The organism is Shewanella psychrophila (assembly GCF_002005305.1).
GTDB classification, from domain to species: Bacteria; Pseudomonadota; Gammaproteobacteria; order Enterobacterales; family Shewanellaceae; genus Shewanella; species Shewanella psychrophila.
Window position 1 is genome coordinate 4,914,045 of the sequence record NZ_CP014782.1, and the last position, 22,697, is coordinate 4,936,741.

Annotated in this window: 22 protein-coding genes and 1 pseudogene; 10 read left to right on the forward strand and 13 right to left on the reverse strand. The window is 43.1% G+C overall.

The features are described 5' to 3' along the window. Positions 1–61 precede the first annotated feature (61 nt). Positions 62–1,138, reverse strand: a complete 1,077-nt coding sequence (locus sps_RS21295) for a DUF2804 domain-containing protein (RefSeq protein WP_077754333.1) — start codon at positions 1,136–1,138, stop codon at positions 62–64. A 309-nt stretch (positions 1,139–1,447) separates the two neighbouring features. After that, on the reverse strand, positions 1,448–2,020 hold the full coding sequence (locus sps_RS21300; protein ID WP_077754334.1) for a porin family protein: 573 nt from the start codon (positions 2,018–2,020) through the stop codon (positions 1,448–1,450). 171 nt (positions 2,021–2,191) lie between these two features. Here sps_RS21300 and sps_RS21305 point away from each other — a divergent pair, with 171 nt between their 5' ends. From sps_RS21305 to sps_RS21320, 4 genes are all read left to right on the forward strand, one after another. Next, positions 2,192–2,758 carry a YajG family lipoprotein gene (locus tag sps_RS21305; RefSeq protein ID WP_077754335.1) on the forward strand — a complete coding sequence of 189 codons (567 nt, stop codon included), beginning with the start codon at positions 2,192–2,194 and terminating at the stop codon, positions 2,756–2,758. Between the two features lie 76 nt (positions 2,759–2,834). Beyond that, positions 2,835–3,404: a peptidylprolyl isomerase gene (locus sps_RS21310; RefSeq protein ID WP_149027437.1), complete on the forward strand. Its 570-nt coding sequence runs from the start codon at positions 2,835–2,837 to the stop codon at positions 3,402–3,404. Positions 3,405–3,568: 164 nt separating this feature from the next. Next, positions 3,569–3,895: a hypothetical protein gene (locus sps_RS21315; RefSeq protein WP_077754337.1), complete on the forward strand. Its 327-nt coding sequence runs from the start codon at positions 3,569–3,571 to the stop codon at positions 3,893–3,895. Between the two features lie 155 nt (positions 3,896–4,050). Next, on the forward strand, positions 4,051–5,472 hold the full coding sequence (locus sps_RS21320; protein WP_077754338.1) for an AmpG family muropeptide MFS transporter: 1,422 nt from the start codon (positions 4,051–4,053) through the stop codon (positions 5,470–5,472). Positions 5,473–5,557: 85 nt separating this feature from the next. Here the strand turns inward: sps_RS21320 and sps_RS21325 are convergent, their stop codons facing one another. Continuing rightward, positions 5,558–6,043: a YajQ family cyclic di-GMP-binding protein gene (locus sps_RS21325; RefSeq protein ID WP_077754339.1), complete on the reverse strand. Its 486-nt coding sequence runs from the start codon at positions 6,041–6,043 to the stop codon at positions 5,558–5,560. Between the two features lie 193 nt (positions 6,044–6,236). Here sps_RS21325 and sps_RS21330 point away from each other — a divergent pair, with 193 nt between their 5' ends. The 4 genes from sps_RS21330 to sps_RS28275 all read left to right on the forward strand — a co-directional run bounded on the left by sps_RS21330 (position 6,237) and on the right by sps_RS28275 (position 9,352). Beyond that, positions 6,237–6,602, forward strand: coding sequence for a VanZ family protein (locus sps_RS21330; protein WP_077754340.1), 366 nt, complete (start codon positions 6,237–6,239; stop codon positions 6,600–6,602). Positions 6,603–6,655: 53 nt separating this feature from the next. Then, a complete protein-coding gene (locus sps_RS21335; RefSeq protein ID WP_169915869.1) occupies positions 6,656–7,621 on the forward strand; it encodes a ketopantoate reductase family protein in 966 nt (321 codons plus the stop codon). A 139-nt stretch (positions 7,622–7,760) separates the two neighbouring features. After that, positions 7,761–9,251 (forward strand): sodium-dependent transporter, encoded by a 1,491-nt coding sequence (locus tag sps_RS21340; RefSeq protein WP_077754341.1) that lies wholly within the window; start codon positions 7,761–7,763, stop codon positions 9,249–9,251. Further along, positions 9,248–9,352 carry a MetS family NSS transporter small subunit gene (locus sps_RS28275; RefSeq protein ID WP_149027328.1) on the forward strand — a complete coding sequence of 35 codons (105 nt, stop codon included), beginning with the start codon at positions 9,248–9,250 and terminating at the stop codon, positions 9,350–9,352. The genes sps_RS21340 and sps_RS28275 overlap by 4 nt, the downstream gene beginning before the upstream one ends. Before the next feature lie 27 nt (positions 9,353–9,379). Here sps_RS28275 and sps_RS21345 read toward each other — a convergent pair whose 3' ends face one another. Then, positions 9,380–10,231, reverse strand: a complete 852-nt coding sequence (locus sps_RS21345; protein ID WP_077754342.1) for a LysR family transcriptional regulator — start codon at positions 10,229–10,231, stop codon at positions 9,380–9,382. A 150-nt stretch (positions 10,232–10,381) separates the two neighbouring features. On the opposite strand from sps_RS21345, the gene sps_RS21350 reads away from it, so the two are divergent. Next, on the forward strand, positions 10,382–10,756 hold the full coding sequence (locus sps_RS21350; RefSeq protein ID WP_077754343.1) for a MaoP family protein: 375 nt from the start codon (positions 10,382–10,384) through the stop codon (positions 10,754–10,756). Positions 10,757–10,885: 129 nt separating this feature from the next. Beyond that, complete coding sequence (locus sps_RS21355; protein WP_077754344.1) at positions 10,886–11,557, forward strand: phosphatase PAP2 family protein; 672 nt, start codon at positions 10,886–10,888, stop codon at positions 11,555–11,557. 23 nt (positions 11,558–11,580) lie between these two features. Here the strand turns inward: sps_RS21355 and sps_RS21360 are convergent, their stop codons facing one another. The 9 genes and pseudogenes from sps_RS21360 to sps_RS21400 all read right to left on the reverse strand — a co-directional run bounded on the left by sps_RS21360 (position 11,581) and on the right by sps_RS21400 (position 21,744). Then, a complete protein-coding gene (locus sps_RS21360) occupies positions 11,581–12,453 on the reverse strand; it encodes a DMT family transporter (RefSeq protein ID WP_077754345.1) in 873 nt (290 codons plus the stop codon). A gap of 195 nt (positions 12,454–12,648) precedes the next feature. Then, positions 12,649–14,187, reverse strand: a complete 1,539-nt coding sequence (locus sps_RS21365; RefSeq protein ID WP_077754346.1) for an AbgT family transporter — start codon at positions 14,185–14,187, stop codon at positions 12,649–12,651. A gap of 161 nt (positions 14,188–14,348) precedes the next feature. Further along, positions 14,349–15,583: pseudogene (locus sps_RS21370) on the reverse strand (IS3 family transposase). A 98-nt stretch (positions 15,584–15,681) separates the two neighbouring features. Then, positions 15,682–16,530: a 3-deoxy-8-phosphooctulonate synthase gene (gene kdsA / locus sps_RS21375; protein WP_077754347.1), complete on the reverse strand. Its 849-nt coding sequence runs from the start codon at positions 16,528–16,530 to the stop codon at positions 15,682–15,684. 119 nt (positions 16,531–16,649) lie between these two features. Further along, a complete protein-coding gene (locus sps_RS21380) occupies positions 16,650–17,912 on the reverse strand; it encodes a DUF819 family protein (RefSeq protein ID WP_077754348.1) in 1,263 nt (420 codons plus the stop codon). A gap of 151 nt (positions 17,913–18,063) precedes the next feature. Continuing rightward, positions 18,064–18,852, reverse strand: coding sequence for a transglutaminase family protein (locus sps_RS21385; protein WP_077754349.1), 789 nt, complete (start codon positions 18,850–18,852; stop codon positions 18,064–18,066). Beyond that, on the reverse strand, positions 18,852–19,247 hold the full coding sequence (locus tag sps_RS21390) for a SirB2 family protein (RefSeq protein WP_077754350.1): 396 nt from the start codon (positions 19,245–19,247) through the stop codon (positions 18,852–18,854). The genes sps_RS21385 and sps_RS21390 overlap by 1 nt, the downstream gene beginning before the upstream one ends. Before the next feature lie 421 nt (positions 19,248–19,668). Beyond that, a complete protein-coding gene (locus sps_RS21395) occupies positions 19,669–20,682 on the reverse strand; it encodes a trypsin-like serine protease (RefSeq protein WP_077754351.1) in 1,014 nt (337 codons plus the stop codon). A gap of 111 nt (positions 20,683–20,793) precedes the next feature. Further along, the gene (locus sps_RS21400; RefSeq protein ID WP_077754352.1) at positions 20,794–21,744 is read right to left on the reverse strand and encodes a hypothetical protein; all 951 of its coding nucleotides are present in this window, start codon (positions 21,742–21,744) and stop codon (positions 20,794–20,796) included. Positions 21,745–22,697: the final 953 nt, after the last annotated feature.

The window sequence follows — 22,697 nt, forward strand, 5'->3', positions numbered from 1 at the left end:
TTAAATCAAAGCTCCGGCATCCAAATACCAGGGCAATCAGTGATGTTACCTAAACACCGTACTACCAACGGGCAAAATGGTCTTCAGTAAGACCCAATACATTGTGCAAGGTATGCTTGTTACCTAAGTTATCTATTATGTGGCCTGAATAATGGCCAACATACTGCCTGAAATTACTTTTTAGCAGCCAGAGGTTGAGTTTCTCTGAGCGGCAATTTTGGGGCTGAAAACTCAGCGCTATTTGACCATTATCGGAATAGATACGCCAACTCGCTGCTGGCTTAGATTCAGCACTGCCCCCATCTCGTGTAAATTTGAAATGTACCGCACCTAGCAGGTGTCGTTCGCCATTGACCCAAAATACATTTTCGCAGGCGCCGGTCTCATTCACACCGGCGGCCAGATTCAAGCCAATGATCCCATCTTGTGTATGGGCATTGATGCTCGCCCAGCGCCAGCTCGTCTCTCGGCGCATATATCCGGCGGAAAAATCGTATCCCGCTAATGCTTGATTCAGTGGCTGAGGCTCATCGTGAACCGTCAGTTTTCCCTTTGCTTTTAAACCGTTATGTTTCTGGGTATAGGTCCAACCGCTGTATCCTGTTGGAGTACAGAGTGAGATGGGCAGACTCAAGGGAGGTGATTCGAGTTCGAGTTCGGCCTCGATAGATTTCGTTGAGATAGCCAGATGCCACACCCCCTTGCGTAAGCTAAACTCGATATTTCCCTTTGCGCTGCTTATCTTGGCATCCCCTGACATAGGAGAAGGCTCCATCTGATAGCCCATTCCCGGAGGTTTGAGCCAAGATGTTTCCGTTATTTGATTCTTACTAATGTCATAGAGATAGCAAAAAGCGCTGCCAATATAGCGAATGTCGGCGATGGCAACACCTATGAGGTACCTCGGCGTGACTAGGCTGACAAATTGAAACTGTTTAAAATGAAAGTGTTTTTTCAAGGATGAAACAGGCTTATCCATCTCATTGAAATAAGCGAACTTATCTAATGCTAAGTCTGATACTGGTCCGTCAAAATAACCGATAATGGGCTTACCTTGGCCATCCATGAGCTCCTTAGGTGCCGCCACTGTCAATATTGTATTAGCTTGCCGATTGGAGCTAGTCTGCCCTAAACCCATTAAGTACTTCCTGTATAGAATTTGAACTTTTACTCTAACCTGATGGGGTTCATGATTAAAGTCAAATCTTCAATTGATTTAAACATGATTTATAGACTGAGTTTTTAGACCAGATTTATGAATTGAGTTTATGAGCGGGCAATCTCATCGGTAATATTTGCAAAAAGTGGCTAGAGTATTGAACCAGTACAGATTATTTTGAAAATGAACAGCTTATTCGCTGTTCTTTGGGAGTAACTACAAATTCACAGATAACAAACTGTCATAGAAAGCCGAGTTTGAACAAGTGGTTAATAACGATTGGTATCATTAAAAAGCGTAATTAGCTCCGACATTATAGCTTCTTAGGGTCAAATTACTCATAGGCACATGTTGATATTCGGCATTTAATCCAAGTCCGTTACGGAACCTAAACTCCCAGCCTATGGCACCATAAAAACCATTGTCTGTTTCACTCACACTCACCCTATCTTTGTCCTGAGTAATATTATAATCAATCCATTGATAGGCGGCTCCAGCTTTTGCATAGAAGCTATTACTGACACTAAGAGGGAGTTTACCGTAAAAACTGGTCCTCAAGCCCCGATAACTTAGACTTTTGACGTCATTCCAAATATCAGAAAAAACACTAAAGGCGCCGCCAGAACCAGACATTCCGCCGACTTCGATACCGAAGTTTTCATTAATCATATATCGGTAATAAATATCCGCGGTAATACTGTCACTGAAGCTCGCCGTGCCATAGTCTTTAGTTTCAAAATCATGGAAACCATAACCTAATGTCCCGCCAATATAGTGCTTAGATTCATCGGCATTCACACCTTGGCTCAAAATTAAAAATGGAGCAGCAAGTGTTAACGATATACACAGTGGCTTTATCATCTAAGGGGTCCTAAGGCATGAGTTTCTGGCGCATTATGATGCATATTCTAACAAGGCTTGCTGTATTCAATCTTAATCAAAGCTTGGACTGACTAGCTGTGGAAACCAAAATGAATTCTGGTATGCTGATGCCACCTAGTTTTTGATATTACTAAATAAGAAAATCAGAAAATGAAACGTCTCATTCTATTGCTCACCACATCAGTTTTGCTCTCAGCCTGTGCCAATCAAACTCCGAGTCATATAGCCTTAAACCCACAAGTGCCTGAGGTACAAAAACAAACTAGCTCACATCAGACACTTGCCATCGATACAATAGACACTCGTTCGGCCAATTTCATCGTGAGATTTAACAATGACGATAATGCAGCCAAATTAGTCAGTCCCTCTGAGGCTCCCAGAAAACAGATAGATTCGCTCTTTCGTGAAGGCTTCACCAATGCGGGTTATCAAATAGGCTCAAGCTCAGCCAAACATATGCAGATACAGTTAGAGCAGCTGCTCACCGATGTGACTGAATCCACGTTTGGTTTCGAGGCTAAGAGCAATATCATCATTAATGTCATAGCAAAAAATAGTAGCCAAGAATTAACTAAACGTTACTCGGCTAGAGGCACACTATCGGGCCCTTTTAGTGCAGACTTCGCCACTTTAGAGCTTGAGATGAATAAATTACTCGGCCAACTCAGTGGCGACATACTCAACGACCCTGAGCTCAATCAATTTATTCAACAATAATCGCTGACAAGCCCACTCCAGAACAATATTGAATTAACAGGGAAGCCCAATGTTTCGTAGAATGTGCACCTTTTCGATGCTCTGCTTGAGCATGAGTTTAAGCACTATGGCCTGGGCCATAGATATTCAATCCAATACTCTATACCCCAGAGTCGAGCTCGACACTAGCATGGGAAAGATTGTGGTGGAGCTAGACAGAACCCGAGCCCCTATTACAGTTGATAACTTTCTCACCTATGTGGTTAAAGGTCATTACGACAACACCCTCTTCCATCGTGTCATCGCCGACTTTGTGGTTCAAGGCGGTGGACTCGACCTTAAACAGGAAGAAAAACCTTATGATGCCCCTATCGTTAACGAGTCTGGTAATGGGCTGTCGAACAGTTTCGGCACTATCGCCATGGCAAGGGATAATGACCCTCATTCGGCCACCAGCCAATTTTATTTCAATGTTGCAGATAATGAGCGCTTAGACCCGTCATCGAGACGCTGGGGATATGCCGTGTTCGGTGAAGTCACCCAAGGTGAAGAGGTACTTGCCGCTATGGTTGCCGTGGCCACAGAACATAACCGTAAGCTCGACTGGCCTGACTTTCCAGTCGAGGACATCATTTTAAAGAAAGCCACACTTTTACCCAGAAAATAGACATAAGCTGGAAAATATTTAAGTCTGCGGTGTTAAAACTAAGTGGCTAAAAAACATGTAAAAAGAGTGTTTCGATTCAAATTTGTTCAATATTATTCACAATTTTTAATCGCATGTTTATATTTAGTCCTATACTGATTAGGTTGTAATAAGGAGGCGGCTTGATGACCCCAAATGAGTTCATCGATACTAAAGCGCCCCAACTGGCCCAATATGGAAAAGCGTTTCTGAGAGATCAGCTCGATTTTAATGAGGTCCAGTTATACCTATGGGACACCCTAGAAGAATGGCAACAGTTCAATCATCAGGGTGACGCGCAGTCAGATATGGAGAGAGTGTTCTGGCATCTACTACATGCCTTTGACAAGTGGCCCGACTGGATGATCCGTGGCAATCAATACTTGCGTACGCAAGTTGACGAATGTTGTGATTATCTCAATCTTGGTGGCCAAGTGCCAAATAACTGCATTGGTATCAGACCGAACTCCTAAGCTCTTTATCTTTAATTTAAGAGCAATGTAAACGTAAACCCAAAGCCCAAACCATTGTGTTTGGGCTTTTTTCGTGCAGCTATGGTGCAGCTTAAGCTAGTCATTTGAACTAATAGGTATTAAGCTAGGTCGATTAATATCTCTTAAGTCTCCTTATGTTATCAGCAGCCTCTTCCAAGCTTGACCAAGTCAAAGACGCCTTCTCTATTTATTGCCACAAACGTGTTTTAGTCCTGCTGCTACTCGGCTTTTCCGCCGGTCTACCGCTGATGTTGGTGTTCTCGACACTTTCATTCTGGTTAAGGGAATCAGGCATAGACAGGACGGCCATCGGATATTTCAGCTGGATTGCCCTCGCCTATGGGTTCAAGTGGGCCTGGTCCCCTTTGGTCGACAGGCTCTCTCTGCCCATCTTCACTAGGCTACTGGGACGTAGACGAGGCTGGATGCTATTTGCTCAAATACTTCTGGTGGGAGCCATTTTAGGCATGTCTTTCAGCGATCCCGTCAAAGATCTTGAAAGACTGGCACTGTTTGCACTTATGGTCGCCTTTGCTTCCGCTACCCAAGATATCGTTATTGATGCTTTTAGAATTGAGTCAGCTCCGGAGAAGATGCAGGCCGCTCTCGCGGCGGCATATCAAGTGGGCTATCGCAGTGCAATGATCATTGCCACCGCAGGTGCATTAACCATTGCAGCCTGGGTCACCCCTGGCAACGATGAATATAACCTATTGTCCTGGCAGATGGCTTATATGGTCATGGCTGGTCTCATGTCCATAGGTATTTTGACCACGCTATTTTGTAAAGAGCCAGATGTAGAGATTAAGCAAGCCGACGAGCAAGAACAGCTCATTGTGCAAGAGTTGAAGCAACGCTACCCTAAGGTCATTGCCAATACTTTATCTTGGCTATACACGGCCAGCGTGTTGCCATTTATGGACTTCTTCAAACGCTACGGACGCAACGCCATACTGATCTTATTGCTGATATCCTGTTATCGCATCTCAGATATCGTCATGGGGATCATGGCAAATGTATTTTATGTCGATATGGGCTTCACTAAAACAGAGATAGCGACAATCAGTAAAATTTATGGCCTGATCATGACACTTGTCGGCGCAGGTTTTGGCGGGTTATTGATAGCAAGATATGGCACCATGAAGATACTCTTCATCGGCGCGTTATTAGTTGCCGTGACCAACCTACTCTTCGCTTGGCAAGCAGTAATAGGCTACAACGTGCCATTTTTAACCTTGGCAATTTCCATCGATAATTTCAGTGCAGGCATAGCCACTGCCGCATTTATCGCTTACTTATCCAGCTTAACGAGCGCAGGATATAGCGCGACCCAATACGCTCTACTCTCATCCATCATGTTACTTTTCCCTAAGTTTATCGCCGGATTCTCCGGAGCTTATGTGGATAGCTTCGGTTATGTGAACTTCTTCATCGCCGCCAGCGCCATAGGTTTGCCTGTGCTATGGCTAGTGATGCTTGTGGATAAACGTACCCGCCATGAACATAAAGATGAACAAACAGACTCGACCTGCGAGGCTTCAAAAACAGAAATTTAATACTTTCAGTTTTCTTTTAAGATGAAAAAAGGCGCTTAAAGAGTTTTCTTTAAGCGCCTTTTTAAACTTTCTCTCATAGAGAAAGTTAATCTCTGAAGTTATTGAACTGGAAAGGCTGGCCTAAATCGGCTTCGCGAGCAAGCGCCATAACGGCCTGCAGATCGTCACGCTTCTTGCCAGTAACACGAACCGAATCGCCTTGAATTGAAGATTGAACCTTAAGCTTGCTGTCCTTTATCTTCTTGACTAATTTCTTAGCAATTAAGGTTTCAATTCCCTCTTTGAATCTCACTTTCAAAGAGAAGGTTTTTCCACTATGAACCGCTTTCTCATCGACATCCATGGATGCAGGGTCAACTTTACGCTTGCTCATTTGCATGCGCAGAATATCGATCAATTGTTGGCACTGAAAGTCATCTTCTGCGGATAGCGTCACCACATGATCTTTATATTCGATGCCCGCTTCTTTTCCACGAAAATCGAAGCGACTCTTAAGTTCACGTACCGAGTTATCGACCGCATTACGTAGTTCAACTTCGTCGACTTCAGAAACTATATCCATTGACGGCATTTCAAGTGTCCTATTAGCATATTTTAGTGGCACTAGTTTAACGTATTTAAATTATATAAGTTATTTAAACAGGCAGACTTCTTCCGTCAGCATATTAATTGTGCTTAATAACACGTTAGAAACGAGAGTTTAATCGTGACAATCGCTCGCCATTTTTTTATGATAAAAAAAACAACGAGACACATATAAAATTTTGATATCTAAACGACATATTTTTAAGCTTGCCCTGGTCATAGCTGTAATAGTCATCAGCTACTTGGTATTTTCCAGGCCACATTATCCTCAACTTTTTTCTAATATGGATAAAGTAGGTCATCTTGGTAGCTTCTTCTGTTTGTCTCTATTGACCTATTTAGCATTCAGGCCTAAGTGGTACCTGCTGACCGCAATCCTGTCGATTTATGCCATCTTCATAGAACTCGTTCAGGCCAGACTGCCCTATCGCAGCGCCTCTTTGGCCGACTTTGTCGCCGACATGGCCGGTATTTTGCTTTTCTATTTTTGTCTTTGGAGTTATCAGCGCTACTTTCGTGCGGCTAAGCTCACCGAATCACCTTAACTTAGAAAAGCTGTTAACCTAAAATAATAGCTAGCCTTTAATAAGAGCAAATCATGGCCCTAAACTTGGCAAGAACACCTATTGATAGCCCATTGATTGCCATCCTTGGCGCTGGCGCCATCGGACAACTGCTTTATCATCAACTGGTAGAGGCCAAGGTAACCCCCTACTTTATTACACGGGGAAAGGCCCAAGACCAACAAATGCTCACCTTGACCCATCTAGATGGTCATAAGACACAATCAAAGGCCCATACTCTCGGCATTAAATCCTCGGAGATACACGAAAGTGAGTGCCCACTATTAAGCAAGACTCAGTTACTCATCGTCTGTGTAAAATCCTATCAGGTCACAGAGGCATTAATGCCCGTCTTATCTAAGCTAGCTAAAAACTGCCACATACTTCTTCTTCACAACGGCTTAGGCCCTCACCTTGAAATAGAGCCCTTGCTCCAAGGCAGAGGTTTGAGTCTAGGAACAACCTCTCAGGGCGCCTTCAGGCAAGGCACTTGGCAGCTCAAACAAACCGGCACAGGAGTAACCCAAATAGGTCATCTTTGTGGCCCATCTATGACATCGGGTTTGAAGCAGGTATTGCTAACCGAGCTCCCAAACTGTGAGTGGTGCGATCCTATTTTGCCATTTCTCTGGCAGAAACTTGCTATCAATGCGGCAATTAATCCACTTACAACAATAGAAAACTGTGCGAATGGTACCCTCTCATCACCTAAATACGAACAAGAGATCTACGACATAGTCACTGAGCTTGTGGATGTCGCTATGGCCACAGGCATAACACTGGACAAGTTAGCACTCACCAACCGAGTTTACAGTGTTATCGAGCTTACCAGCGCTAACTTCTCCTCTATGCATCAAGACGTAGCAAACAAGCGACGAACTGAGATCCACAGCATCAATGGCTACATAGTCGAAAGAGCCAAGGAGCATGGATTAACAGCTAAGGTCAATCTTGCACTCTTTAACCGCATAAAAGCAATCGAAGCTGACTACCTCGCTTAATGGCATATTTCGGAAAATGACTTTTCCTTCTGAGCCAGTGAAAAACTAAAAACAGATTAAATCTTTCAAAAGGCAGCAATTCATTTTTAAGTCTACTATTAGGTCATCGAGCTGTAGACTGAAAACAATGGATTAGTTTATGCAAAGAGAGCAGTGGAATACGCGAATTGGATTTATTCTCGCCGCTGTGGGCTCCGCCATCGGCCTTGGAAATATATGGCGATTTCCCTATATGGCCTATGAGAATGGCGGTGGCGCGTTCTTCATCCCCTACCTGTTCGCTATGATCTCCGCTGGTATCCCCTTTATGATCATGGAGTTTAGCCTTGGGCATAAGCTTAGAGGAGCTGCCCCTAAGGTGTTTGCTAAGCTTGGGCAGAATTATGGGTTAAGACTAGAATGGCTAGGCTGGTTTCAGGTTTTTATTGCCGCCATTATCGCCGTTTATTATGTCGCGATTATCGGCTGGGCGATCTCATTTCTGAGTTTCTCCTTCACTCAGAGTTGGGGAACCGACACCAATGCCTTCTTCTTCAAAGAATATTTACAGCTAGGAGACAACACCCCCAGCAAACTAGGTCAGTTTCAGCTGCATATCGCCATCCCTATGGCCATTGCTTGGTCTATTACCTCACTCGCCATTTTCACTGGGGTCAGGAGGGGCATTGAACGAGCTAGTAAAATCATGATGCCGCTACTTTTCATCATGGTTCTGGCACTCATAGGACGAATCATCTTTCTCCCTGGTGCTCTGGAAGGCCTGAACTACTTGTTTGAACCTGATTTCAGTAAAATTTTCGATGCTAAGGTTTGGTCTGCCGCCTACGGGCAGATATTTTTCACTCTCAGCGTCGGTTTTGCCATCATGCTCGCTTACTCTAGCTACCTGCCTAAAAAGTCAGACATTAGCAACAATGCCTTCATGACAGTTTTAATTAATTGTGGCTTCTCCATCATGGCTGGGATCATGATTTTTGGTGTCTTGGGTTATATGGCACAGGAGCAAGGCAAGGCGCTGACCGAAGTCGTCTCCTCTGGTGTGGGGCTAGCCTTTGTCACCATTCCTGCTGCCATCAATCTACTGCCCGCCCCCTACATACTGGGGCCACTTTTTTTCCTTGCCTTGGTGGTTGCCGGCTTTAGCTCTCACATATCTATCATCGAAGCCGTCACATCAGCAGTGATGGACAAGTTAAATTTTCCCCGCAAAAAAGCAGCATTCTTGGTCTGTGGTACTGGTTTCCTTGCCTCTATGGCTTTTGCTACCAATGGCGGTTTACTGCTTCTCGACCTTATTGATTACTTCATTAATAATGTCGCCCTGCTCTTGAGCTGCTTTATCGAACTCATCATATTGGCTTGGCTATTTAAGATCTCTGACATCAGAGATTATGCCAATCGTATATCAGAATTTACTGTGGGTCGTTGGTTCGATTTGTGCCTGCGATTTATCAGCCCCGCCATGCTCGCAATCATCTTGGTGAAAAACCTCATCAATACAATCACCGAGGGTTATGGCGATTACCCAATCCAAGATCAGATCATCTTAGGTTGGGGGCTCATCGCTGTCATGTTGCTACTCTCACTAATCATCAACTTGGTCACATCTGACAAGGAGGACTCTTTATGACAACAGGCGCCATTATCATGATGACTCTTGCTCTCTGTCTCACTTGGGGTGGGGCCGCCTTGTGCATTGCCATCGCGATGAAAAAGAAGAAAAAGTCTTGAACATGACGAGAACTTAGCCGCCTATGGCTAACCTTGTGGCAGCATCTCTTGCAGCAAGCCTTCAATCTTAGCAATAGCCTCTAGCGAGACTGAATCTTTGCGATAATTAATGAATATAGGTCGCAACCATAACTCGGCACCTTCAACTCTATAAAGCTGTGTTGATGCTAATAATGGCGACACCATAGATACGGGTAAATATGCCGCCCCTGTTTTATCTAAGATAAAATCTAAGGCGATTCTTCCTGTCGATGTTCTTAAGTAAGGAGGCGGTATCTGCTGATGACGCAAGGCATGCTCGGATGCGAACCGTGTTCCCCAATCAATATATACATACTGATTCGATAGCGCAGAGGTCACATCACACCTTTGTGTGGACACCAGTGCCAGTGTCATTCTAGCGATCTCTTTACTCATCAACTCATCTGACTTTAGCGGATCGAATGAAAACGCGATATCTAAGGTGCGTTCGAGTAAGTTTCGATTTAGTTGAGCCCGACTCACGGCTTCAGCCTGAAAGCCATAGCCAGAAAAAGCACTGGTGATCTGGCTCAAACTCGTCTGCAAGTAAGCATCCCAGATATTTGGAGTTCCAGCCAAACTCAACTGCAGGGTCTTATTATCCCCTAATGCCAGTTCATTCTTAGCTTGCTCTAGTGTACTCACCATCACTTCGGCATAGGCAATCAAACGCTCTCCAGCACTGGTCAACTTAATATTATTGCGATCCCGAATAAACAGTCTGGTATCGAAATAAGACTCAAGCTGCTTGATCCTTGCACTAGTGGCGGCTTGAGTAATATATAAATTCTCGGCTGCTCGACCAAAATGGCGAGTTTGTGCCACCTCTAAAAAGGTCTTGAATACTTTAACATCCATCTTCTGCTCTCTTATCTTCGGCTGGAGAATAGCAAGGATTGATTATGGTGACGACAAAAAACATTTGTTTCTCTTTTAGTCCAAAAACGCCTAATTTCACAGCTAACTAGTCTCTCCCACGTTCAATCAAATAGGTCTATAGAGGTTGTTATGTCTGAAGAATATTTTCGCTTTGGTCAAAAGTCATTTATTGATGATGTAAATTTTCCTAGAGGTTTTAGAAAGTCCGGTGATTTCACCCTGTTAGAAGCTGAAACCTTGAGTCTTTACGGTGATACTATGGGGGCACTGGAGTCAGGAGTATTAGAACCATTGACCCTAGAAGAAAACAACTTTGTGAAGATGCTTAAGCATCCACACAAAGCAAAAACTAAGTTAGAGTTGGTATGGATGAAATACATTAAGCTGAGCCGAGAACCCCGGCGTTTTCACAGCCTCAATAGTAGTAGCCATAAACGCCCTATTGAAGATTTCCCCCCAGTCATATCTATACCTACAGAAACTCCTCAGCTAGCCCCAGCTTAATCAGCGCGGTTCTGAGTACCAGCCCCAGAGAGAGGTCATCTCTCTGGGTAAACATCTATTGGTATTTGCTGTATAAAAGAGTAAATTAGCAATCAATCACTTAATTAACTCCCAACTTTAACTAACAAAATGAAAAACATATCACATTCACAACCGAATCACTTAATCCGTTCGGCGATCGCCTATGGCTTTATGCTGGCTTTAATTATTATCAGTGTTAACTTCTGGGATCGGCCCATTGCTGACGCCATGCATGCCCATGGCTATTCGGGCACATTTCTTAAGCTACTGAGCCAAATTCCGGCTCTACTCGAGGTAATCGCAGCAGTTTTTGTTGCAGGAATCTTCTTTAAGCGTAGCCGTGAACGTTTTAGCTTACTCACCATAAATCTCATTGCCACTTTCGCTTTAGCCGTGATAGTGAGAATATTCGCCAAGATGGCTTTCGGCCGAACCTGGCCTAAGACTTGGGTCGATGGCAATCCTTCATGGATCAATGATGGCATTGAAGCATTTCATCCCTTTGCACAAGGGATTGCCTATAACTCATTCCCATCGGGCCACGCCCTATTCACCTTCTCTTTAGCAACAGTATTTTGGTATCATTTCCCACGCCTTCGACTATTTTGGTTAGCCTGTATGCTAGGTGTATTTATAGGACAGCTTGGTCAAAATTATCACTTTCTTGGGGATTTACTTGCCGGTGCCACACTCGGTACGCTCATCGCCCATATCGTTATCCTAGCAAGTAACAAAGCGAGACAAGGCTTTCATAGCCAAAAGCATAAACAAACCCAATAGAAAGTAATTATTTAGACGCCGTCTTAGCCCCACATCACTAAGACGGCAGCCAGTGCAATAAGTACCAATGCCAGCATATCCTTTATTTTTACTTTCTGTTTGAGCCAGAACATAGCAATGAACAAGGTAAAGAAGACTTCAATCTGGCCCAAGGTCTTTACATAAGGTACGGCTTGAAGTGACATGGCACTGAACCAACCAATAGAACCTAAGCAACTCGTGGTGCTGGTGAGCAAGGTAAGCCTAGGACGCTCAATCACAGCCGCTAATGTCTGCTTATCAGTAATAAGCAGATAGGCGAGCAAGACCAGTGTTTGAATCGTGATGACGAAGAGTAAAACCCAGGCTGCGCTATGAGGAAAAGGTAGATCCAATATTAAACTTGCCTGGCGAACCCAAAGCGAGGTCAATGCAAATCCAGTACCGCAGGCTAGACCTATCGATGCAGTCTTAAATGAAAGTTCTCTGAGTCCCTTAGCACTACTCATCATAAAGACCGCTACCCCACCAATAAGCACCCCAACCCAGCCCAAACCGGTAAGCTGAGTACCAAAAAACAGCACGCCTAATATGGCTGCAACAAGCGCCTCACTCTTGGCAAGCCCTGCTCCTACTGCGAAATTTTTAAGTTTAAACAAGTTAACCAATAATACCGTTGCCAATATCTGTGTAGCAGAGGCCCCAAGCACATACAGGCCGAACTCAAACGATATATCCGGCAAACCTACCGGACGCCAAATGTACAGACAGCCGAGATATAAGGCTGCTATCGGTCCTGCCCACAGGAAACGGGCTAAGGTCACACCAGCGACCTTAACCTCTTTGCTAAGTTGGCTCTGAAATGCGTTACGCCAAGCCTGCATAAAGGCGGCAAGAAAGGTAAAGAAAATCCACATAGGCTACGACTACTTCTTAAAAACAATCGAAAAGGGACTAAGCATATCCCATAGATGAACCACAGGCGATATCAGTGGGCTAAAGGTTAAATATATTCATTATGAATACAATGAACACAATGAATAACCTGCATAAAAAAGCCCCGAAAAGTTCGAGGCTTAATGTGATCACTAGCTTATCAGAGAATGCACAGCTTAATAGGTATAGCTGGCTCCTAGGCCTAGCGGCATGCCAATTGACCAGTAAATCAATAACCAGCTACTCCACAGCGCCAGTAAACATAGGCTAAAAGGCAACATCATAGATATTAAGGTACCTATTCCTATGTTTTTCACATAACGCTGACAATAAACGACCACCAACGGGAAATAAGGCATTAATGGAGTAATAATATTTGAGCTGGAATCCCCAACACGGTAAGCCGCTTGGGAGAGATCTGGGCTAATATTTAGCTGCATCAACATAGGCACTAAGACCGGACCGATCAAGGCCCATTTAGCCGATGAAGACCCTACAAACAAGTTCACAAACGCCACTAACATGATCATGCCTACGACGGTCACCTCAGCAGGCAAGTTCATCGCTTGTAGTCCACTTGCCCCTTCTACCGCAATCAAGGCTCCAAGATTGGATGCAGAAAACGCCGCAACAAACTGAGCACAGAAAAATGCCATCACTATGTAGTGAGCCATACCGCTCATGGATTTGGACATAGCTTGAACCACATCATTGGAGTTTTTAAAGGTACCAGTCATATAACCATATACCACACCAGGAATAACAAAGAAGATGAAAATCAATGGCACGATTGACTGCATCAAGGGGGCACTGAAACTGGTTAACGAGCCATTGGCATCTCTCAGTGTTGAAGTTTCAGAAATGGTAAGAGAGAAAAAACCAATCATCGCTGCTAACATGACTAAACTTGCTACACGAAACGCTTTCTCCTCTTTAGGCGTACTTTCTTCCATAGAAGGCACATCGACCTCTTCAGTATTCACCTTGTGTGTGCGGTTCAGCCTTGGCTCTAACACCTTATCGGTTAAGTACCAGATCACTAAGACAATAGGAATACATGAGGAAGCCGCGAAGAACCAGTTATTCAACGGATTAATTTGAATATCAGGATCGACTATTTGCGCAGCCGATTGCGTAAAACTTTGTAGCAGTGGGTCGATACCTGACGGAATAAAGTTTGCGCAAAAACCGCCTGAAACACCGGCGAACGCCGCCGCAATACCCGCTAGTGGATGACGACCAACGGTAAAGAAAATCACCCCAGCCAGTGGGATCACCACCACATAACCTGCATCGGTTGCGGTATGAGAAATAATTCCTACCAAAACCACAGCAGGAGTTAGGAACTTAAGCGGTGTAACTTTAAGCATCTTTTTAAGCGCAGTATTGATAAAACCTGAATTCTCAGCGACTCCCACACCTAACATAGCAACCAGCACAACCCCCAAGGGTGCAAAGGCGGTAAATGTGGTTACCATGCTAGTTAAAAAATGAGTTAACGCATCTGCACTAAGTAGGTTTTTGACTTCTATCGGTGAGCTGGTTCTAGGATCTATTGCCTCGAAACTCACTCCTGACAGAAGCGCAGATAATCCCCATACCGTAAAAAGTAAAATAAGAAATAACATGGCCGGATCTGGTAGTTTATTACCGACCCTTTCGATACCATCTAAAATCCGCCCAAGCTTACCCGAGGCAACCTGTTCATTTGCCATAGTTCATCATCCTCTGCTTTGTTATTGGCGCGCTCTGGCTCTTTGCAATAAAAGGCAGACGCGACATTTTTAATATAGCAGTAGGATACAGACACTATCTGTAATCAAGCTTAATCCCGAGTAAAAACTGTGTCCCGTCCTGAAATAGGTTGACGGTTTTATTAGACCAGTAGCACATGCTTCTGGTCTTTTTTATGCACTTGATTTGGGGTTTTCATTCCCAAGCTTAAGTGCGGCCTCATTTCATTGTATATATAAACTGACTCTTCAACGAGCCGTTTTAGCTCATCAATGTTACTGCATGGGTATAATAAAAATTCCTGCTTCAATATACCGTTAATTCTCTCTGCCAGTGCATTTTGATAGCAGTCATATCCATCTGTCATTGACGGTCTGATATCACTTGCTTTTAACGCTGATTGATAGACTCCAGAGCAATACTGTAACCCTCTATCTGAGTGGTGAATTGCTTGACTCGGATATTGACGATTGTTGACTGTCATATCGAGCGCTTTAACCACATCTGTTGCTTTCATCTCATCACTAAGCTCATAGCCCATGATTTTTCGGCTATATGCATCAGTCACCAGCGATAAGTAGTGAACACCTTCTTCTGTTTGAACATAGCTTATGTCACTAACAAACACCTCCTCTGGTGCCGCAGGTTTAAACTCCTTAAGTAAGTTGGGATGCTTCTTCATCCAATGCTTGCTGTTCGTTGTTTTTGTATAGCTACGTTTAGCTTTAACCAGCAAGCCCTCTGATTTCAAATGAGCAAAGAAGTTATCTCTTCCAAGCTTAATCCCTTGCTCGATAAGTTTTGGTTTGAGTAAAAAGTACAGCTTTCTACCGCCTATTCGCGGCATAAATCGGCGTAAATCTAAAACCATTGCCTTTACCGGAGCGAGTTCAACAGCACGATAGTTCGCCCTAGATTCTTTTTGATAGATACCTTGCCTTGATATGCCAAGTAGCTCGCAAGCACGACTTAAGCTTGCTACTTTCTGTTTTTGAAGGCTTCTCGCTCCTTGGCTAAGTACTTTTTTCTCAGGCCTGCTCCGTACTCTGCATCTATGATATCAACAGCCTCATTGAGTAGTAGGTTACGTAAGTGCTCATCTTCCTACTGCTTTTCAAGACGTTTAATTGTCTGGGCAGGTGTTTCTTTGGCTTTTAGAGTTTTAGGCATGGTCATCCTCGGTGGTTGAGTCCAATTCATCTTACCGTGTTTTCTGAGCCAGGTAAGTACAGTTGAACGGCCTTGGATACCATAGATGCTTTGGGCTTGCTTATAGGTCATGTCGCCTTTTTCAACAGCGGCAACAACCTGCAATTTAAAGCCTAACGAATAATCTCGCTGTGTACGCTTACGATGTGTAGATACTGGAGTTGTCATAATTAAGTCCTAAATGTGTAAACACATTTCAGGACAAGACACTGCTTACAAAAAAGCCCCGGAATAACCGAGGCTTTACGCTAACCCGTTAGCCAGTGCTATTTACTGGTATCAATCGCATCGAAAGACTTAACGAGGTCATCCACAGCCTTCATCTGAGTCAGGTAGTTTTCTAGTTGATTCAGCGGTAATGCACATGGTCCATCACATTTAGCATTATCAGGATCCGGGTGTGCTTCAATAAACAAACCAGCTAAACCTAATGCCATACCACTACGTGCAAGCTCGGTTGCTTGAGCACGGCGTCCACCAGCCGAATCAGTGCGGCCACCGGGACGTTGAAGCGCATGGGTGGCATCGAAAATAACAGGGTAACCCGTTTGCTTCATCTCATCCATGCCAAGCATATCGACAACTAGGTTGTTATAACCGAAACTTGAGCCACGTTCACACAAGATAAGTTCATCGTTACCGGCTTCATTGAATTTAGTGATGATATGACGCATCTCATGAGGAGCTAAAAACTGAGGCTTCTTCACATTGATGATGGCGCCCGTTTTTGCCATGGCGACCACAAGATCAGTTTGACGAGCCAAAAATGCGGGGAGCTGAATGATATCGACCACTTCAGCCACTGGTGCACACTGGTGTATCTCATGCACATCTGTGATCAGAGGTAGATTAAAGGTTTGCTTAATTTCCTGGAAGATCTTAAGCCCCTCTTCCATACCCGGACCACGATATGAATTCACCGACGAGCGATTAGCCTTATCAAATGAAGCTTTAAAAACATAAGGAATACCTAACTTCTGCGTCACTTCGGCATATTTTTCAGCAATTTTCATCGCCAAATCACGAGACTCGAGCACATTCATGCCACCAAATAACACAAAAGGTTTATCGTTGGCGATCTCGATATCACCTAGACCTATGACTTTATTACTCATCAATACTTCTCTCTAAAAGGCCAAGGCAATTGCCTAAGCGTTAACCAAAATAAGTTCAGCAGCTATCCACACATCTAGGCTATATAACCCTTCACCCAGTTCACAGCCCTACTCTTAACCTACAGGCCTTGAGATGCAATTATCTGTAATAGCTGTCCACACATCCATGCCATATATGTTCCAACAGCATAGCCCAATACCGCGAGTAGCACACCCACAGGTGCCAATGCGGGATGGAATGCTGCGGCGACTACTGGCGCAGAGGCCGCGCCCCCCACATTAGCCTGACTTCCCACCGCCATATAAAACAGTGGTGCTTTAATCAGCTTCGCCACAATAAGCATAAAGCTGGCATGCACTAACATCCAGATGATGCCAATGGCGAAATACCATAAATTATCAGGATCTGCCAACTTGGAAACATCCATATGCAAGCCGATAGTTGCAACCAGAATATACAGGAAGACCGAAGCAACTTTTGAAGCCCCAGCCGCCTCTAAATGGCGTACAGGACTGAATGACATGGCCAAACCAATCGTCGTAACAGTGACTATTAACCAGAAGAACTTAGAGGTCAGACTATAATCTCGAGTCCATGGATAGTTAGCCTCGAAGAATGGCCCTAGGAAATCGGCAAACACGTGAGCAAGGCCTGTGACACCAAAACCAACAGCAACAATCAACATCAGGTCATTCAGGCTAGGAATACGTGAGTTTTCAGCATGGTACTTTTCTACCTTGTCTTTCAAATCTTCGATAGCCCTGGTATCAGCCCCAGTCCAGGCATCAATTTTCTTAGCCTTAGAAGCCATAAACAACAATACGGCCATCCAGATATTGGCGACAATCACATCAACAGTCACCATGATAGAGAAGATATCACCGCCAGCCTCATAGATCTCTTTCATCGCGGCCTGATTCGCGCCGCCACCGATCCAGCTTCCGGCTAAGGTCGTCATGCCACGCCAAACCGCTTCGGGCCCGGTTACACCTAGAATCTCCGGATGTATGGCTGAAATAATAAGCAGGGCGATAGGTCCACCGATCACTATTCCCACGGTACCAGTCAGGAACATGATAATGGCCTTAGGACCTAGGGAAAAGATAGCTTTTAGATCGACGCTTAAGATCAGTAGGACTAAACAAGCTGGGAGTAGGTATCTCGATGCCACGAAGTAAAGCTGCGAGGTGTGGCCATCGATAATATTGAAGGTGTTAAGTAATGAGGGAAGAAAGTAGCACATCAGCAGTGCTGGAATAAAGGTGTAAAACTTGGTCCAGAAAGGATGTTTACTGTTACTGGTATAAAAAACGAACCCTAAAACCACCGCCAACAGACCCAAGGCTGTGGCATCATTTGTCACTATGGCTGTGCTACTCATGCTGTGTTATCTCCCCTACGATAGCAATATTCTTATTATGTTTTTGTTGTTTAGCTTTGGTATTTCTTACATCTTGATTAGTTTAACGGCACGATACAGGCGAATATCGCAAAAAACACGAGTGACAGAGGTTTCGTCTGCCACTCTGTGGTTAATGATAAACTTCTTGTTTACCCTTGAGTTCTTTAAGCTGCATCTTAACCAGTTCAATCACTGGATCGTGTGGGCTGTTATCGACAAAGTGTTTAAGATCTGCAGCGGCAACACTGATACAGCCTAACTGTTGCGCGATAAAGGCCCGTTCACGATTGAGATTCAGATCATCCGAGTGCCATTGAAGCAGCAAATTACAACACTCCATAGCTGGCTCAAACTGGTGCGAGACGATACTGCCAGCCTTAAGCTCGTGGATCATTCTCGAAAGCAGACGCTTCATACTTACAGGCTTAAGGTAGCTAGATTTAAACCCAACGCCATTCCCCAGCTCTCCCCGCACTAACACGTGAAGTTCATGACGTGTTAAGTCATCACCGGTTAGCGGGTCTATATAGCGGATCTTGTCATCGATTCGACTACACAGCACAGTTGTTCCCGGCAGTAACAGAGGTTCTAATTTTAAATCTAGTTGCTTTGCAAGCAACATCAACACTGTGGCTAATGTCGTACTATTACCTTGGCGAGTGGTGATACAAGAAGCAAGATCGGCAGCCTCTACGCTAAAATAGGACTCCCGAGCACAAAAACCTAAGTCTTGATAAAACCAATGTAAAAGACCATCTAACCTCTTATGACGGTCCACTACATAGTGACTCAAGACTGAGCCCGCAATCTCTAACCAAGCCCACTTGGCAGGTTCGAGTTTTGAGAAGCCCAGATGCTGTGAAATTTCAAATGCCATATCCGGCAATTGAATACTGTCTTTCAGAGTCAGAGTTGTCATTAGCCCATTAGCACCGCTTGTTTAAAGATGGCTATCTTAGCGGCATATACAACCCAAGCAATCGCGCCGAAAGCTGCAAACACCTTGAATAGTTTGCCTTTATTAGCCTTTAAAGAGATAGTAGCCAAGAGGATATATGCCACAACAGCGCCTAATTTCTCGGTGATCCAAGGGTCTACGAAAGGATACTGCTGAATGATGAAACACAAGGTCAAACCAGATAATAAGAGTAATGTATCGATGACATGGGGAGCGATTTTAACCAGCTTCTTATCCATGATGGGAGATTGGCGCATATGAAGCACAAAACGGACTAAGAAAAACAATACACTCGCGGCTACGAAGGTCAAATGAACGTGCTTAATAGCAGGATAAAGACTGTTTAGGGTTTCCATTTAAAACTCTTATTAGGCTGACAAAGGCGGTAGTGTACCCGATCCCCTTCACCATCACCAATGCCACTCGCTATTACAGGCCGTATTTTAAACATAAATTTTGAACTTTCTCTGCTGTAGTTTTTCATGCTGTAAATTTCGCCAGTTCTAGCTGGCAGACATTAGCAAGGTTAACTTGGATTAGCATATATAAGTGCATGGTTTAAGCTGATACTTTGGCATAGCAATCTTCCTCGATAACTTTATTTAAGTTCAATGAGGTAAGTTGTTTATCACAATACTAATGTATTAGCTATTCACTCAGCTTTAACACGAAAAGAGATTAAAGATAGTGTCAGCGTGGAACCACTGACACCTTGATAGACATAACCAAGTTATGTTCTGTTTATTCACCTTTAGAAAAACTGAGCCTTACATTTGCTTAATAATCAGGAAATATGATTGCACGCTGCTCAGGGTCTAATGAATGACTCATAGCAGGTACATCAGAACGACTTTGGATGTCTTTAACTGTGTCTACAATCCATTTGATAATTCCTGGGCGCGTGAAACCAGCATAATATGTAGCTACGTTATGTATTTGGCTATAACTATCTGTTCCAGAGCTGGCAACACCGTAGATCTTGCCCTCGAAAATCAGCGGACCACCACTGTCTCCTCTGAAAGTAGAGTACTTCGTTTCTACAGTACCAAGCTCATTCATTGACCATCTCGTATCTGACGGGTCCAGAGGAGGGTTTTCTATGGTTATAGAGTGTTGATTGGGTATATAAGTACCAGACTCTACAAATTTTTCATGGGATGTCTCTCGCCAACTACAATTTGACACGCTAGAGAACGGATACTCTTGTGTAAAATACTCACGAGAGAAATATATAGAATCTGGACAAAAACGCATAAATGCTTCTCTTTCATAGTCCGGAGAATGCGCCTTTGCAGCAACTCGTGCAGGTATAGGCATACGCTTTAAATTTGATGTTGAATATCCGATGGGATAAACCTCTGCTTCTAGTGGAATTGGGTTCGCAGCAACGGGTAACCAAGTTACGCCTTCTGGCATATTTTCCAGCTCTAAAATCGCAATGTCATCAAATTTACTCCTGTCAAACTCTCCATTAATGCGATAAATATGGGTAGCCGTATAATCCTTAACCACCTTCACTCGAACGCCATTATGTGAAAAATCCACACCTCTTGAATGCAATAAATACACGTAACTCCCTACCGTTACCTGAGATACACAGTGTGACGCTGTTAACACCGTCTTGGGTGCGATAATCGTTCCACTACAGTGAGCATCTTTCAAATAAACCATAAAAGGTGCATCATTGGCCGCTACGTCGTTACCTTCAACCGCGAGAGACTGAGACGAATAAATTCCGCTCAATGCTGAAAATAAAGCAAGCGAGGGTAAGCCAATATTTGTTTTTCTCATAACATTTCCTTTTAAAATAACAACCATGCGCACAGTGTAAATACATACGATTAAATACAATTCGAAATTCGATGATGTTTATACAATCATGTGAAGAACTTTAGATTGGAATTACTCATTTTCCATTGTATAGTTCAAATCATAAACAACACCCGTTGGTAGAGCTAGCTCTAGCGTTAGACCATCAGGTAGAAGATCCCCATCATTATTTTGATATGAGTATTTATAGTAGGTAACTTGATCTTCTACCGTTTGTGTTAATGTTTTTATTGGATAGAAAGAAAGTCCGAAAAAGTCCATGTCAACTTTCCATTCTTTGACTGGGTCAGCATAGTACACACCATAGATAAGTGAACCATCATCGATATATTCCATCTCAATGGTTTTGGTTCCTTTCCCGAAGATAGTCTGTGTGGCTTTTTTTATTTCACCATTATTATGGTATTGAAATAACAATGTGCTTATCTCTCTTGGTCTTATTTTTTTGATTTCTTTTATTTTTCTTAATTTACCATCATCGTGATACGTATAATGAAACTCAAGATTCCCGAAACCCTCACCACTTCTAAGGATTTGAGTTCTTTTAATTAATATCCCATGTTCATCGTAGATGTATTTTATTCGATAAGTTGAGATAGGGACACCAACCAAATTAGACGAGAACTTATTGAAAACCTTCTTATTTTCTCGAATTACCATTCCTTGATCATTATAAATATACTCAGAAATAAAGTTTATTTCTGTATGGCGAACATAACTATTTATTACACCATGCTTCATTAAAGCACTAGCGGTTATTAATAAACCATCCGAGTTATAGACATAATCGAACCGACTATCTGCATAATCTCTAAGGATAACCCTTCCATTTTGATCATAACGGTAATCACCAGCTACCGATATGTTACCAGCAACATTTTTTCTTACTTTTGTCAAACGCTCTACGTTAGAAGAAACCGTATTTATGTCAATATTATCTTGGAACACAGCATATTTTTCATAAGCAGTAGCGTTGAAAGTAGTTAATAGCACTAGAGCTGTAAAACTCATTTTAAAATTCATTACCTATTAATCCGTTCATTATTAACATCAAAAATAGTACCCCCTACCTTATGATGAGTTAAACTTTATAAATCTAACTATAAAAACCTTACAGCATTAATATTCAGGGGCAACATAAAGCTATCAATCATGTTATTACCAACAACTTTAAAATCACTTTTACAATATACCCATGGTGAACTTCAAGATACTTTACAAATCTTACTAAAAATAAAACAACATTAAATTACCACCCATACATTATATTGGTAATATCGCACAACAATATAACCAAGGCTTAACCTACCATTATTTTACATATTAAATAAACATTCCACTTAATTTACTTATAATAATTAATTGTGGCAGCACAGATAGGCAATTGTTTAGTATTTATACGCTGCACTTTTTTCATTGAAAAAATGGCTTGTTGAACTCAGCCCACCAGACAATAATTTTTATATTGTCGTTCTACAAACAAAAATCCCATCAGTATATAAATACCAATGGCATTAAAATTCAGCTTATCCAGAACTCGCTCAAGGCTACAAACTCAGCCTACTAGAAGAAACAGATGCTCAGCGGTATTCTGTATTTAAAGGTAAACAAAGGGGTCGGAACGAATAAGGTTAAATGTTCTTGTAAATCATCAAGTGTAGATGCAGCTATGACCGTCCGTGACATGACCGTTCTATGACATCCGTCACCACGCATTTGTGAATCCATTCACGTCAGATGTCACGGACGAGGCTATAGGGGTATATTCACGCCGTGTCATAGAACATTCTCAAAGTAAAGAGCGCACATCCCCCGCAGGGAAGCGTTAGGTAACCATGAAGATAAAAATTAAAACACACTACCCAATACCAACCTAGCTAGAAGCTAAACCAGAATGTACTCAGGCTTCACTCGAAGATTGGCAAGTTTTGTTAAACAAACAAAAATGCCATCAGTATATTGATACCAATGGCATT